This window comes from Burkholderia pseudomultivorans (assembly GCF_902499075.1).
Lineage (GTDB): Bacteria > Pseudomonadota > Gammaproteobacteria > Burkholderiales > Burkholderiaceae > Burkholderia > Burkholderia pseudomultivorans.
The window spans coordinates 74,297-86,312 of the sequence record NZ_CABVPP010000008.1 but is presented as its reverse complement, the minus strand read 5'-3'; the positions used below and the strand labels follow the sequence as shown (position 1 = coordinate 86,312).

Here is a 12,016-nt window from a genome sequence, read left to right as displayed (position 1 = left end):
TTCCCATCAGTCGAGAGTCGCCATTTCAGCGAGATAGTCTTCGCGCCAAGTCGGCGAGCCGCTGGCGAGGTGCTTGTCGAGAGTCCGCTGCGCCGCGCCATCGGCGCGCAATATCGCGAGTGCTTCCTTCGGGAATTTCGCCTGCAGCATCCGGGAGTGATCCGGCGTAACCCACAGATAGTCGCGGTTGGGAACGCCATCGCTGATCATGTCGATCTGGTCGTCCGTCAGGCCAAACACATCGCGATAGAGGCGTTTGTTGTTCCGAGCGTCCCGGTTCGGGAGGAAGAAGAAGTTCGGGATGTTCTCCTTCATGATCTCGAAGTTCGGAACCCGTTCTAGCTGGCTCAGCGACTGAGTCGCCATCACTAGCGTCCCGTTCAAACCCCGGATCGTCACGACCCACATCTCCAGCCGTGCATAGAAGCGCGGATACCGGAAGAAGAACCCGCACTCCTCAACCTCAATGATCGTGACGCGCTTGCCGTCGAGCCACTGCGAGATCCGATAGAACGCGTAGTCCATAAACAGCGCCGCAGCGACCGGGTAGCTTTCGAACAATTCCCCCATCTCGATTGCCAGATCGTCAGACAGCGAGAACGCGTCCTCGACGTGGTCGAAGAACCGACCGTTCTTTTCACCTTTCGTCCAGATCTGCAAGCGGTCCCGTAGCTCGGCAGGCAGTAGCGGGGCCAGGAAAGAGAGCGTCCAGTACTCGGGACCATAGCCCTGCGCGAGCGTGACAACGCGTTCGTAGATCGTCCGCTCCTGTTGCGGGGTGCACCGGAAATCCTCACCGTCGCCCTCGATTGCCATCTGCACCCACCCCGACACGTAGGTGTAGTGCCGAGGATCGGCCAACAGAGACAGCGGGTTGACCTGCGTCGCAGCTGCAAACTTGCCGGTGACGTCGACGAACTTGCCATTGGCAAACACGGTCGGAATGCGCGTTGAACGGTTCTTGTCGAACTTGATGCGGCGCGGCCGGAAGCGTCCAGTTTGGGAAACGAGAAAGTTGAGAAAGATCGTCTTGCCGGCACCGATCGGACCGACGATCAGCGCGTGCGACTTTCCACTCGGATCGTGCAACGAGACCCGCTGCAGCGTTCGGTGCCGGGTCGGGAGAAGCGTCAAAGGGCCGATTCTCTCGCCAAGCTGCTGCGTGAGCCATGGATTAACGTCGCTGCCTTCCGCAACGCCGCGCACCGGCGCGATGTCCGAGACTACTGGCGTCTCGACGAACTGCAGGCGCTTTTGTTGATCCCAGCGCCCGGGGAGCGTCGATGCCCACGCTGCCGGCAAGTTGCGCTTCTCGACCAGTACACCGAATCCAGCGTTGCCGATGCGGCCGACAATCTCCCGCGCGTTGTCGTCACACTCGGTGACCGTGTCTCCATATACGACTACCGAGATGTTCACGAAGCCATACTGCTGGCCATCAGCGATCAGGCGAGCGAGCGCGTTTTCGGCCTCCTCTGCCAGGATCTCGCGCCCCTTCTCGTTCTCCATGTTTTCCTTCTTCTCGTCCTTCGAGAAGAACCCCTTCAGGATCTTCATTGGACTGAACGCAGCGACCTTATAGAACTTGCGCATCTTCTCGATGAACGCCTGTGCCTTGCTGGTCGAGAGGAAGCGAAACATGACGCACACGTCTAGCTCCGCGTCGACGTCAGTCAGGACGTCAAGTGCGGCCTCCTGGAAGCCCATCCACTCTTTCACCGAGATGATCTTTGCGTACCGTGTCCCATAGGCGGACTCGAACATGATGTGCTCGGCGCCGTACGTCACGAAGGTTTCGGTCAGATGGGTGTCGAGCATCGTCACGGGATACCGCACGCGCCGCGGGGGAACCGACGGATTGGCGGTCTGGTGAAGGAACGCCAAGGCGCTCTGCAGCTGGAGCCGCTTCATTTTGAGGCGCGCTACGCCGCCTTTGAACGCGTCCAGGATGCCTTCGAAGCGCTTGATATCCGACGTGATGCGTTCCATGTCGAACACGAACGCACTACGCGCAAGGACCATATCTTTGACGGTCTCGAGCAACGCGATCGGGACCGATTTTCCGCCCACCGTCATGTGGTACGCGACTTTTTCGAAGAGCTTGTTGATGCCGGTTTCAGGCGTATATGCGAGCGCGAGAGAGTGAGTATTGCGGAAGTACTTTCCGCTCCCGATACTCTTCTGGTTGATCGCATCGACGTGCCGATCCATTTCCGACGCGAACTTGCCGCCGATTTCTCCCCTTACTCGGCGGTGCGATACGCGCCACCAGGCGGTGATCCGGTGGTCGAAATTTTTGCAAGCATGGTCGAGATTGTCTCGGGCGGCCGAGATTTCGTCGGAATTGGGGCTGTCGGCGTCCACGCCCTCGAACGAGTACAGGGTCAGCAATGACCCGTCCTTGTCCAGAATAATTTCGGGCGTCACCATCGTCGCCCACGGGGCGATTTCCTGAACCGCTCGACGCTTCGGGTTGGCGCTCACAACGGAAGCTCCTGATCAAATCCATACGGCCGCCGGAATCGGGCGGCAACATCCGCTGTCGCAAGTGGCTCGTGAACGTCGGGGTACCGGTTGTAGACGACCAGCACCTCGCGCCACCACGGATCGCTCGACGACAGCCAACGAAGCACCCAATGGACGACGATTCCCACGACGAGGAAGGTCGGCGACATGCTGGTGTAGCAAAGCAATGTGGTCAGGGTTCCGTTGGCGATCGCGAGACCGCGGTCCGCGCCCCCCATTTGGCGGGGCAGGGAAAGCGACCGGCTGACCTTTTTCGGTTCACGCACAGGTGTAGTTGATCTTCAACTGGTTTTTGACGATTGGAATCGCGCACGCGGCGAGACCGATCCCGACGATCACGGAGGAAAGGAATTTCCCGATATTGCTTTCCGAATTCGCGATCGCGACCGCACCGACAATGATCAGCACCACGCCAATCGCCATGAGCCACGGGCCGCTGACGTAGGCCTGGATCAGACAAATGATGGCGGTCGCGCTACCCAGGTCGCTGAGGTCGACGGCTTTCGCGGCCGGTGCTGCGAACGTCAGCGCCAGCGCGATCAGCGTGGAGAGCCGGTGGCCACGCCCGAAGTAGTAGTGCGCGGTGTGCCGGACCTTTTTCCGGACCAGCGAACGCAACGATTGGAGGTGCTTCTTCATTGGATAAACCCCGTGTGGTTAAAAAACGCGTTCGAGAACGTAGTCCCCGTCTTTGAAGCCCTTGATCGCCAGTACTTCCGACACATGGCGCAGCTCCCCTGATCGGCGCAGGTGAATGACGTAGTGGAAACAGTCGGCGATTGCCTTGCGCATGTCGGTGAGCTCCCACCGGCTGCCGCGCGGGATGCCCAACATCGCGAGGCTCTCGAGGCGGCTCAGGCCGCCGCGCGCATCATTCGAGTGAATCGAACCCATTCCGCCGTCATGGCCGGTGCTGAGCGCCTGGATGAAGTCGAACGCTTCTCCGCCGCGGACTTCGCCGACGATGATTCTGTCGGGACGGAACCGAAGGCAAAGCGCCACCAGAACCTGCGTTGTCACGCCCTTGTCGGGGTTCGACAGAAGTCGGACCCGGTTCGGAAGGTCGACCTTCAGCTCCATCGTGTCTTCGATCGTGATGACCCGCTCCTCACTGGGAATCAGACCATTCAGCGCGTTGAGGAACGTAGTCTTGCCGGTCGATGTACCGCCGGCGACGAGCACATTGGCGCGCTGCTGAACCATCGTGGTGAACGCCTCGGCGAGCGCTTCATCCGCGACGCCGGGTGGGAAGATAGGCCGCTCAATGCTTCGCTTCGCGTGGACCAAGGAGAAGGCGCCCATGCGCGCGTAATCCTTGATCGAAAGATTGGTCTCGCGGTGCCGCCGGATCGCGAGCGCATCTCCGTCGATTGCCGTCGGCTTCATGACGGTTGCGATCCGCAGATTCTTGTGGCCGCCGTTGATAATCCCCTGGGCCGTACCAGCGTGCGCGGATTTCTCAACCGAGGCCGCGAGCGAATGAATGGCACCTGTCAGCGTCGCCGGATTGAATTCGATTTCGAGGCGGCGCATCACCCCCCGCTCCTCGACCCAGATGTTGTTCGCCGAGTTGATCATGACTTCGGCGACATTTGGTGAATCGAGGTACGGCTTGATGAGCTTCAGCGACTCGAAGAACAGCTGTACCGCGTTCTCTTCGAGTCGCGCGACCTTCAGAAAGGGATTTTCGGCAATTTCAGACATGCAGCTATTGTTCAAGCTCGCACGTCCGGTAGTCGCCCGAAAGAATGGCAAAATTGAACAGCTTTCGCGCGGCCGTGGAAACCCGCGCCGCCCCGGTCGGTTTGCGGTTTTCCGAACAACCGGTTGTGGCCGCATCCCCGAAATGCTCAAGAAAATCGTATAGCTTTCTCCCCTCTCGGACACGCAGACTCGTGGCATGCGCCCGCGATGGACAAAAAAAAGCCCGGTCACAAGGACCGGGCGGGTTTCAGAAATGGCTCCGACACGCGGCCGCTCAGCACACGACTTCGATCGTCTCGCCGAACGGCGCGCGTCGCGCGCGCTTCAGCGGTGTCGTGGACGCCCAAAGGACCGGGTATGCCGGCTCTTCGGATGGAAACGTGCCGTCCATGTCGGTCAAATACACGAGAAACGCCGGTTCGATGTCCTCACGCGCGAGCCATCGAAATGGATCGACAAACGAAGTGCCACCGCCGCCTTTCAACGGCGCGAGCTCGACCGGATCATCCGACTCGAATACCTGAACCTGGGTCACCCGCTCATCGCAATCCATCACGATCAAGCGCCGCGGGCGCACCGCCTCGGAGACAGCGAGAATCTCGGCCGCGAACTGGGCCTGCGTTTCATCCCAGACCGAGCCGCTGGCATCGCGTACGAACACCGCGTCGCCCACTGCCGGCTCGTTCAGCGACGGCAGATACATCCCGAGATGCAGATAGCGACGATTCGGCTGCGCCCACGTGTAGTCGGTCGGTGCCGCGTCCTGCGCAAAGCGATGCAGGAGCGAACGCCAGTCGACCACGGCCGCCGCGGATTGCTCCACAGCAGCCTGTAACGCGCCGCCGAGCTTGCCGCACGCCTGCGCTGCTTTGGCCGCCTGCAGCACGGCCACTTTCCACTCGGCTTCCTTTGCCGGCTTGTCGGGTCCCGCGTACTGCCGGACTTCCCCGCAGGAAGGCGCTGGTTCGGCCGCAAGGTCATCCCCCGAACCTGATGGTCGGCCATTCGGAGAGCCCGCAGATCTGCCCGGCTTGCTGCCCGGCCGCGGAGCGGAAAGCTGACTACCGGCATGTTGCTTTGCCGCCTGCCGCTTCTCATGCATGCGAATCCCGTACACCTCCTCGGCCGACATCCCTTGGAAGCGACTATCGATGAGCGCGCCAGGTGGCAGTTGCATCCCAGCGCCCTCCACGATCAGGTTGACGACGTAGTCGCACGCTTCATTCCAGCCTTCGGGATCACGAGGACCCTGACGCCAACAATGTCCGCCGGCGACGTGCCATACCTCATGCGCAAGCACCGCGCGGATCTGCAGATCCGTCAAGCCCGCTGCATACACCGGGTTGTAGCCGAGCGACTCACCGTCCGTCCAGAACGTCTTGCAACCCGGATCCTCGCGGACTTTGAGCCGTAGGGCCAACGCGCCAATGAACGGGTGATCGAGGACCAGAGCCGTACGCTGCTTCGCGATGCGTGCGTCCATGGCGACCTCATGCGGCTGCGAGGAACGACACGGCAGTCGCCGGCGGCGCCGTAACCTGGTCGGTCAGCGGCACGGCCGGCGCGCCGCCCATGAAGGCCGCCATCAGCCCCTCGATTTCGGTGGCCTTACTGGCCACCTGTGAACGCAGGACGCTCGACTCTTTGAGTTCCGCGCCGTTGTGTGCGGCGAGGTGCCGCTTCGCCTCCGAGAGGATGTGCGCGAGCTTCGGGTCGTCGCTGAAATTCAGCTTCGGGAGCAGGTCGCACAACTCCCGCACATGGTTCGCGACGTCGAGTCGAACGTTGCCGGATGCGTACAGCCGAGACGCCATCGTCGAAACGGCCTCGTAGAGCCGGCCGACCAGGTCTTTGTTCGCGGTCTGGATCGACGCCATCGCGTGCGCGTCGACCTCCGTGCGCAAAGTCGTCAGTACATCGGTCGGCAGATCGACACCGAACTGGCTGGCGTCCGGGAACGGGAGCACCGACAGCTTGACCCCGAACTTGCCCTTCAGCTCCGCCAAGCTCGGATAGTCGGCCTCGTTGTACAGGGTGTGCATCTCCGCCCTCGCCTGCTCCTTCAGGTCGAGGTAGTTCGTCAGGAAGACCGACACTGCGAGATCGAACTCGTCCTTCATTGCGCGCAACCGGTCGGCCAACTCCATGTAAACCATGGTGGGCAGCAACCGCACGCCCAACTGGTCGTACTTCAACGTCCGGCCGTAGTAGTGGGAGCGGATCCGGCTGCCGATCGACAGCACTTCGGCATAGCTCGGTGCATGCTCGGGCAACAGGCGCTTGTTGAAGCGCCCGATGCCGCGTGCGCTGTGGCTTTTCTCCACCTCCTCCGTGACTTTCCCGTCGTAGCGACGGGCAACCCACGTAGAAATCGTGAGGGACGACAACATGACCTTGGACTGCAGCTCGGTGATGTTCATGAATAGCTCCAGATAATCAGAAAAATGTCGGGACGAAAAAAAGCCACGGACCGGAATCGGCCGTGGCAACAGGGAAAAGCACTACAGAGTTTTTGGAACGCGGTCACTCGCCGCGAATGATCTTGCCAATCTCCCCGCCTTGGGCGCGAATGAACGCGTGGTGGTTTGCCAGGTCGGGCCTGCGGGCCGTGGCATCACGTACGAGCAGTGCCGTAAACTCACGGCGACCAGCATCAACGAGGCGATCCGCATATTGCAGCACGCGCTCGAAATTGCCGTCGCTCGCCTTGTGTGCGAGCGCCGCGGTGAGCGCATAAAGAATGCTCGGCTCGTCGGGGATGACGCCCAGATCGGGATTCAGGAGAATCGCGTCGACCGATGGGAGAGCCCGATAAATCGCGAGAAAGCTGAGCAGCTCGGCGCCGGCGCCTTCACCGACTGTCGCATTGATTGCGTCGGGCAAGAGATCGGCCGGAACAGCCGACATGGTCTTGGCGAGAAACCCCCATTTCCGGGGACTTGCCGACGCAACGATGTCGCGGCCGCTACGCTCCTCCCAGAGCAGGTCCGGCCGGAAGCGAAGGAACGCGATCAGCTCGGGAGGCACGTCTTGCTGAACCGCCCAAGTCGTCCAGTCGTCCACGGTCGCTTCGAGCTCGACGACCGCGGCAAACCGCGAGATCAGAGGATCGAGGATCCCGCTTACAGCGGCGTTGTCACCGCGGCGATTCGTAGCCGCGACGAATGTGACGAAATCCGGCAATTGGTGCTCGCCGATTCGACGTGCGAGCAACAGTTGCATCTTGGCCGCCTGCACTGCCGGCGATGCCTGCCCGAGATCGTCGAAGAACCAGACCAGCGGACGTGTCGCTGACAGCGCGCGCTCGAGGTCGCCGAAAGGCAGGAATCGAGCATGCTGGCCGTCGGCCGACGGGAACGGCAAGCCCTTCGAGTCGGTCGGGTCTTCGACAACGGGATGGCTGATCAGGAGATCGTGGCCGGCCGCCTCCGTGGCGGATTCGACGATGTCCGATTTGCCAATACCCGGCCGGCCAGTGATTAACACCGGAAGACGCCTCGGGATATAGGCGGAGAGCAGCTTGGCAAGGCGTGCGGGAGAGAGTTTCATGGGGTTCCTGAAATGAAAGAGCCCACGGAATCGCGCCCGACAGGGCGAGATCCTGCGGGGCAATTGAAGATGCCGCGATGCGGCGAGTCGATGCGTCTTGGGACGCCAGGTGACGTATTACGTACGTGCGCCGAGCAACGCCGCGGCCTGCGTCGCCGTCAGCGACGATCGCGGGACGCTGGTTGAGCAGCTCACAATCATGACTCCGTATACGTCCGCGAGAACGCGCGCCTCGGCGCAGAGAACGAGCAGCTCATCGGGCCCGGTCGGCGCCGGCGAACGGTTGCGCCACACGTTGATGGCCGCCTCAATCTCGGCGATCGAGACAGCATCAGGTGGCACGGGTGCCGAAGAATCAGGTTGGTTCATGGGTGCCTCGGAAGTGTCGCCCCATGAACGACGCCCTGCAGGACGTGGTCCCCTGGGGCTGAAAAGGGCCGCATTGCGGCAGGTTCGATGCGTCCAGGACGCGGTGAGTAAAGCCAGTGTAGGAGCCACCACCCTACGGACAGGGCAGAAAGATCGAAAAAATCGAGGACCTTTGAATCCGGCACACGGAGAATCGACGAAAAAAAACCGGCGCACGATGCGCCGGTTGTTCGATATCAGGTGGTTACCCAGCTTCATGTCCCAAAAAGCAGATCGCCTTGGGAACACAACCTTCGGGCAAGCCTTGCACGAAGCGCGTCGTCCTCCTCCCGTATCCGACGCCGGCGCTCCTCACCGACGCCGTTGTGCTTCTCGACGACATAGATGAAGTAGGTCGGCTTTGCCGGACCGCGCCAACTTCGCCATTCGGCCATGATGCGTGCACGGATCTCGGGATCACAGGCAAAATAAGACGCCCGCCCGGCGCGCCAGTGACGCGCATCCAGATCGCGCATCATCTGCTCGTCTTCGCGAGCCCGCATTATTCGCCGGACCTTCTCGGCCTCGATGTTCGTCTCTGGCGCCGGCACAAGCTGGTCAGCGAACAACGGGCAGTCCCGCTCGAGTTTCTGCGCGACCCGCTTGTGCCGATTCAGAAAAGCGAGCTCCTTACGGCGCGTCCAGACGTAGTCTTCGTAACGGACCTTTCGATCAAAGCGCATATTCCGCGCCTCGCTCATGCTGCCGGCGACGTGAGCCGCGAGCGCGCATATTCGAGGGTGCCGTTCTTCGCGTGGAGCGTTCGCCCCTCGGTCGAACCCGGCTTCGCCAACACGTATCGCGTGGCCGCACCACGGCGAAAGGTCCGGATCTCGGAATAGCCTTCGGCGATCGCCTGGTCGACATGCTCGACGCCCGATATCACGACATTGTCGCGCCGGCGGTATCGAGCCCGGCCGGCCTGCTCCTTCGCATCGTTGGCAGCCTCTTCGGCGAGCCGTTGTACGCGGGCAGCGTCCTGCTTTGCTTCCCATTCGGCTTGCGCCGCCTCATCGTAGCCGCAGAACGCGAAGATCACGCGCTGCCGACCGGCCGAGTTCAGCCCGCGCAACGACAGACCGAACTGCTCACGGAGTACCTGCTTGCTCTGGTCATTCGAACCCGCCGGTTGATCCAGAACCTTCAGCAGCGCCGCGACATCCCGCGCTTCCACGACGGCCGCGAATTGGTTCGGGCGCTCGAACGTTGTCCGCCCCCGATCCAGCTTCGCCATCTCGACCTGAAGACTGTACCGACGCTGCGAGATCCGCCCCTGCCGCCGTTCCGCATCGAGTCTGTCGAGCGACTTCTTCAGGACCGCGTCCCCGATCAGCTCACGCAAACGCTCCGCGACCGGAGATCTTGCCGTACCGACGTCCACGGACTGTTGATACCGCTCCGGAAGATCCGGCTTGGCCACGAGCCCTGCGGCAAAAAGCCGGTCGTCCACGTCGACGTACGTGCTGTCTGCAGGAGCAGTCCGCAACGCCTCGACGATCCGCTCGCCGAGCTCCGCGTCAATGGGCTGGTTCTCGTGACGGAAGATCGCAACCGCGGACTGCATGGCGTTATACGGAAGGGGGTTGCGCAGGACAGGGATGTCCAGTAGTACGGGGAACCACTGCAGGTCGTACTTGAAATGCTTTGCGTTGCCCCGGTAGTCCGCCAGCACCGATTCAGGAATCGGCCGATCCTGAAACAGCGCATAGGCAACATGGACCTCATGGCGGCCGTTGACGCCGCCCGAAAGCGAGAGCTGAGGTCCCTGCGAAGTGTAGCCGAACACGCCGACGGCGACCTCATCGCAAACGTCCGCAAGATGAAAGCGACGCCCAGCGGCTCGCGCAGCATCCGTCTCATTCTCGAGCTGCTCGGCCGACAGCAACCACGCCGGCTTTGTCGCGAGCTCGAACACGAACTGGAATATCTCCCAGCGCTTACGGGTAACTTGCCAAGGCAGCAGCTGCTTTCCGTCTTTGGTGAACCAACGATCGCGAAGCTCGGCAAAAAGCGCGGTGAAGATCGCATGGGCAGTACCAGGCTGGCGAACGGTCAAGATACCGTTGTAACGCAGGACCGGCAGCGCGGTATTTCCGCGCGTCAGAAAGATCTCCGCCGTTTCGTACGCGGACAGCGATGCGTCGTGAAAAAACACGTGAAACACATGCGCCAGAGTATCGACGTGGATCGCGTCTTTCGGAGTGTGAATCGTGTACATCGGTGGTTGTCCTTGCAAAATGGGCAACCACCCATCCGGGCAGTTGCCCCGGATTGGGAAAAAGGAAAGTTGACCGTCAGTCGAGGTCGAAAAGCCGTGATACGGCAGCAGCGATTGCCCAGGCGTGCGAGCGGCAACGCGCTGCGATGCGGATCGCCCGTTGGATACGCCAGCACCCGTCCACTGCTCCGACAAAGCTCACCAGCACACCCGCACCCCGATCAAACCGTAGGACGGAAACGCAGGGATACCCGGCTCGATAGGGGACTTTGGGCCACACCGACGTTCCACGGAGGCCGTGAAGTTCCTCCGGTGCATCGGCATATCCGTTCGCAGGTACCACGTACTCGGGCGCGAGGCCGGCGCTGCGTAGCGCACGGTCGATTTCCCCTGCAACCTCGCCGATCGTCTTGCCGACCGGCTCGAATGGCACATTGGCCAACTCGACCGGCAAATCCAGTACTTCAGACATGGGGAACTCCAAATAAAAAGGGCTGCACCGAAAGGTGCAGCCCTTGATAGGAAAGCGGCCGCCGAGATAGGCGGCCGTCAGTTCGATTTAATGCGTGTGTTGACGCAGAGAACGACGTTGGTCGCGCTCCGCCTTACGACCGCGTTCGCATGCGACGATGCCGTAGCCGCAGAACACCAGCGTCAGAAGCAGTGCAACAGGACCGAAGTACATATTCATTCTCCGTTCATGGAATCCATGCCTACGATGTAGGTTATCACACCGATCGCGACAAGGGCTGCGACGTTCATCGCAGCCCAGATCGAGAACTCGGAGATAGCATGCACGTAGCCGACTACACCGACGATCGAGGAGACCGTCAGCGTATGGCAAAACCGCCCGAACTGCTGGCGCTGATCCTTCGACCAAGACGCACGGACTAGCCGCGCGCCCAGTTTCGACCGCGGCTTCGCCCCAAGTTCAGTTACCGACACTACATCGAAGCTATCTGCTGTCGCCTGTATCAGCGTCGCCTCAAACCCGTCCCAAGTCGCCGTGACTGCTGGAGGCGGTTCCATTTCCTTGGCCGCATCCAGCATGGCTCGCATCGGGACAGAGATGAAGACAATCTGCTCGTCCGAATCGTAGGATCCGCGATCGGCGAGTGTCAGGCCCGACGGAAATTCGACACGTACATCAACGAATTCCATAACACCCCCCTATCGTCGGTCGCTATCGAGGCCATCCACGAGGCGAAGGCCGCCAAGCAACGCCTGGTAGCCCTCGTCCGTGTCGAGCTGCGCGAGCGGTACCACGTTGTCACCGCCTCCCGACAGGTCGCGGTGACCGCGGCGGGTCCGAAACGAAACCGCGACATGCTGGCGCGATGTCGAATCCGCAACCTCGAGCATCATCCGGCTAGTGCGCAGGGTGACACGGCAGCCGCGGCCCGCCTTCGCCGGCTCGGCTACTACCTCGTGCTCACCTGCTCGCAACCGCAGATCGCGTGCAACACGATGCAGCATCCGCGTCGCCTGGTGGGTCAGCGCAGCGTCGGACGCAACGCCACCCGCGCGGCGGTCCGCGTACAGAACTTTCGGTACCTTGAACATCTTGCCCTCGGAATAAAAAAAGCGAGGCCCCTAACGGGGACCTCGCTA

At 61.5% G+C, this 12,016-nt stretch carries 13 protein-coding genes; all 13 read right to left on the bottom strand.

Features of this window, described 5'->3' with window-relative positions; translation table 11 throughout:
* Positions 1-6: 6 nt before the first annotated feature.
* The 13 genes from BST28156_RS08460 to BST28156_RS08400 all read right to left on the bottom strand — a co-directional run bounded on the left by BST28156_RS08460 (position 7) and on the right by BST28156_RS08400 (position 11,968).
* Positions 7-2,484: a VirB4 family type IV secretion system protein gene (locus BST28156_RS08460; RefSeq protein WP_012218007.1), complete on the bottom strand. Its 2,478-nt coding sequence runs from the start codon at positions 2,482-2,484 to the stop codon at positions 7-9.
* On the bottom strand, positions 2,481-2,792 hold the full coding sequence (locus BST28156_RS08455; RefSeq protein ID WP_080512404.1) for a VirB3 family type IV secretion system protein: 312 nt from the start codon (positions 2,790-2,792) through the stop codon (positions 2,481-2,483). The genes BST28156_RS08460 and BST28156_RS08455 overlap by 4 nt, the downstream gene beginning before the upstream one ends.
* Positions 2,785-3,165: a hypothetical protein gene (locus tag BST28156_RS08450; RefSeq protein WP_012218005.1), complete on the bottom strand. Its 381-nt coding sequence runs from the start codon at positions 3,163-3,165 to the stop codon at positions 2,785-2,787. Before BST28156_RS08450 ends, BST28156_RS08455 begins: the two co-directional genes overlap by 8 nt.
* Before the next feature lie 18 nt (positions 3,166-3,183).
* Entirely contained in the window at positions 3,184-4,230 is a 1,047-nt protein-coding gene (locus BST28156_RS08445) for a TadA family conjugal transfer-associated ATPase (RefSeq protein WP_012218004.1), read from the bottom strand.
* Positions 4,231-4,504: 274 nt separating this feature from the next.
* Positions 4,505-5,713, bottom strand: a complete 1,209-nt coding sequence (locus BST28156_RS08440; protein WP_012218003.1) for a vWA domain-containing protein — start codon at positions 5,711-5,713, stop codon at positions 4,505-4,507.
* A gap of 7 nt (positions 5,714-5,720) precedes the next feature.
* On the bottom strand, positions 5,721-6,650 hold the full coding sequence (locus BST28156_RS08435; protein ID WP_012218002.1) for a hypothetical protein: 930 nt from the start codon (positions 6,648-6,650) through the stop codon (positions 5,721-5,723).
* Positions 6,651-6,753: 103 nt separating this feature from the next.
* Entirely contained in the window at positions 6,754-7,779 is a 1,026-nt protein-coding gene (locus tag BST28156_RS08430; RefSeq protein ID WP_012218001.1) for an ATP-binding protein, read from the bottom strand.
* 117 nt (positions 7,780-7,896) lie between these two features.
* Positions 7,897-8,148 carry a DUF3717 domain-containing protein gene (locus BST28156_RS08425; protein ID WP_012218000.1) on the bottom strand — a complete coding sequence of 84 codons (252 nt, stop codon included), beginning with the start codon at positions 8,146-8,148 and terminating at the stop codon, positions 7,897-7,899.
* Positions 8,149-8,402: 254 nt separating this feature from the next.
* Positions 8,403-8,870, bottom strand: coding sequence for a hypothetical protein (locus tag BST28156_RS08420; RefSeq protein WP_012217999.1), 468 nt, complete (start codon positions 8,868-8,870; stop codon positions 8,403-8,405).
* Between the two features lie 14 nt (positions 8,871-8,884).
* Positions 8,885-10,405, bottom strand: coding sequence for a hypothetical protein (locus tag BST28156_RS08415; protein ID WP_012217998.1), 1,521 nt, complete (start codon positions 10,403-10,405; stop codon positions 8,885-8,887).
* A gap of 76 nt (positions 10,406-10,481) precedes the next feature.
* Positions 10,482-10,877 (bottom strand): hypothetical protein, encoded by a 396-nt coding sequence (locus BST28156_RS08410; RefSeq protein WP_012217997.1) that lies wholly within the window; start codon positions 10,875-10,877, stop codon positions 10,482-10,484.
* Between the two features lie 215 nt (positions 10,878-11,092).
* The gene (locus BST28156_RS08405; RefSeq protein WP_012217996.1) at positions 11,093-11,566 is read right to left on the bottom strand and encodes a hypothetical protein; all 474 of its coding nucleotides are present in this window, start codon (positions 11,564-11,566) and stop codon (positions 11,093-11,095) included.
* A 9-nt stretch (positions 11,567-11,575) separates the two neighbouring features.
* The gene (locus tag BST28156_RS08400) at positions 11,576-11,968 is read right to left on the bottom strand and encodes a hypothetical protein (protein WP_012217995.1); all 393 of its coding nucleotides are present in this window, start codon (positions 11,966-11,968) and stop codon (positions 11,576-11,578) included.
* Positions 11,969-12,016: the final 48 nt, after the last annotated feature.

What these genes read in the sequence shown, in the direction of transcription:
- BST28156_RS08435 (WP_012218002.1), bottom strand. Translation starts at nt 6,650, where the DNA reads ATGAACATCACCGAGCTGCAGTCCAAGGTCATGTTGTCGTCCCTCACG.
- BST28156_RS08450 (WP_012218005.1), bottom strand. Translation starts at nt 3,165, where the DNA reads ATGAAGAAGCACCTCCAATCGTTGCGTTCGCTGGTCCGGAAAAAGGTC.
- BST28156_RS08405 (WP_012217996.1), bottom strand. Translation starts at nt 11,566, where the DNA reads ATGGAATTCGTTGATGTACGTGTCGAATTTCCGTCGGGCCTGACACTC.
- BST28156_RS08400 (WP_012217995.1), bottom strand. Translation starts at nt 11,968, where the DNA reads ATGTTCAAGGTACCGAAAGTTCTGTACGCGGACCGCCGCGCGGGTGGC.
- BST28156_RS08425 (WP_012218000.1), bottom strand. Translation starts at nt 8,148, where the DNA reads ATGAACCAACCTGATTCTTCGGCACCCGTGCCACCTGATGCTGTCTCG.
- BST28156_RS08430 (WP_012218001.1), bottom strand. Translation starts at nt 7,779, where the DNA reads ATGAAACTCTCTCCCGCACGCCTTGCCAAGCTGCTCTCCGCCTATATC.
- BST28156_RS08415 (WP_012217998.1), bottom strand. Translation starts at nt 10,405, where the DNA reads ATGTACACGATTCACACTCCGAAAGACGCGATCCACGTCGATACTCTG.
- BST28156_RS08445 (WP_012218004.1), bottom strand. Translation starts at nt 4,230, where the DNA reads ATGTCTGAAATTGCCGAAAATCCCTTTCTGAAGGTCGCGCGACTCGAA.
- BST28156_RS08420 (WP_012217999.1), bottom strand. Translation starts at nt 8,870, where the DNA reads ATGCGCTTTGATCGAAAGGTCCGTTACGAAGACTACGTCTGGACGCGC.
- BST28156_RS08440 (WP_012218003.1), bottom strand. Translation starts at nt 5,713, where the DNA reads ATGGACGCACGCATCGCGAAGCAGCGTACGGCTCTGGTCCTCGATCAC.
- BST28156_RS08410 (WP_012217997.1), bottom strand. Translation starts at nt 10,877, where the DNA reads ATGTCTGAAGTACTGGATTTGCCGGTCGAGTTGGCCAATGTGCCATTC.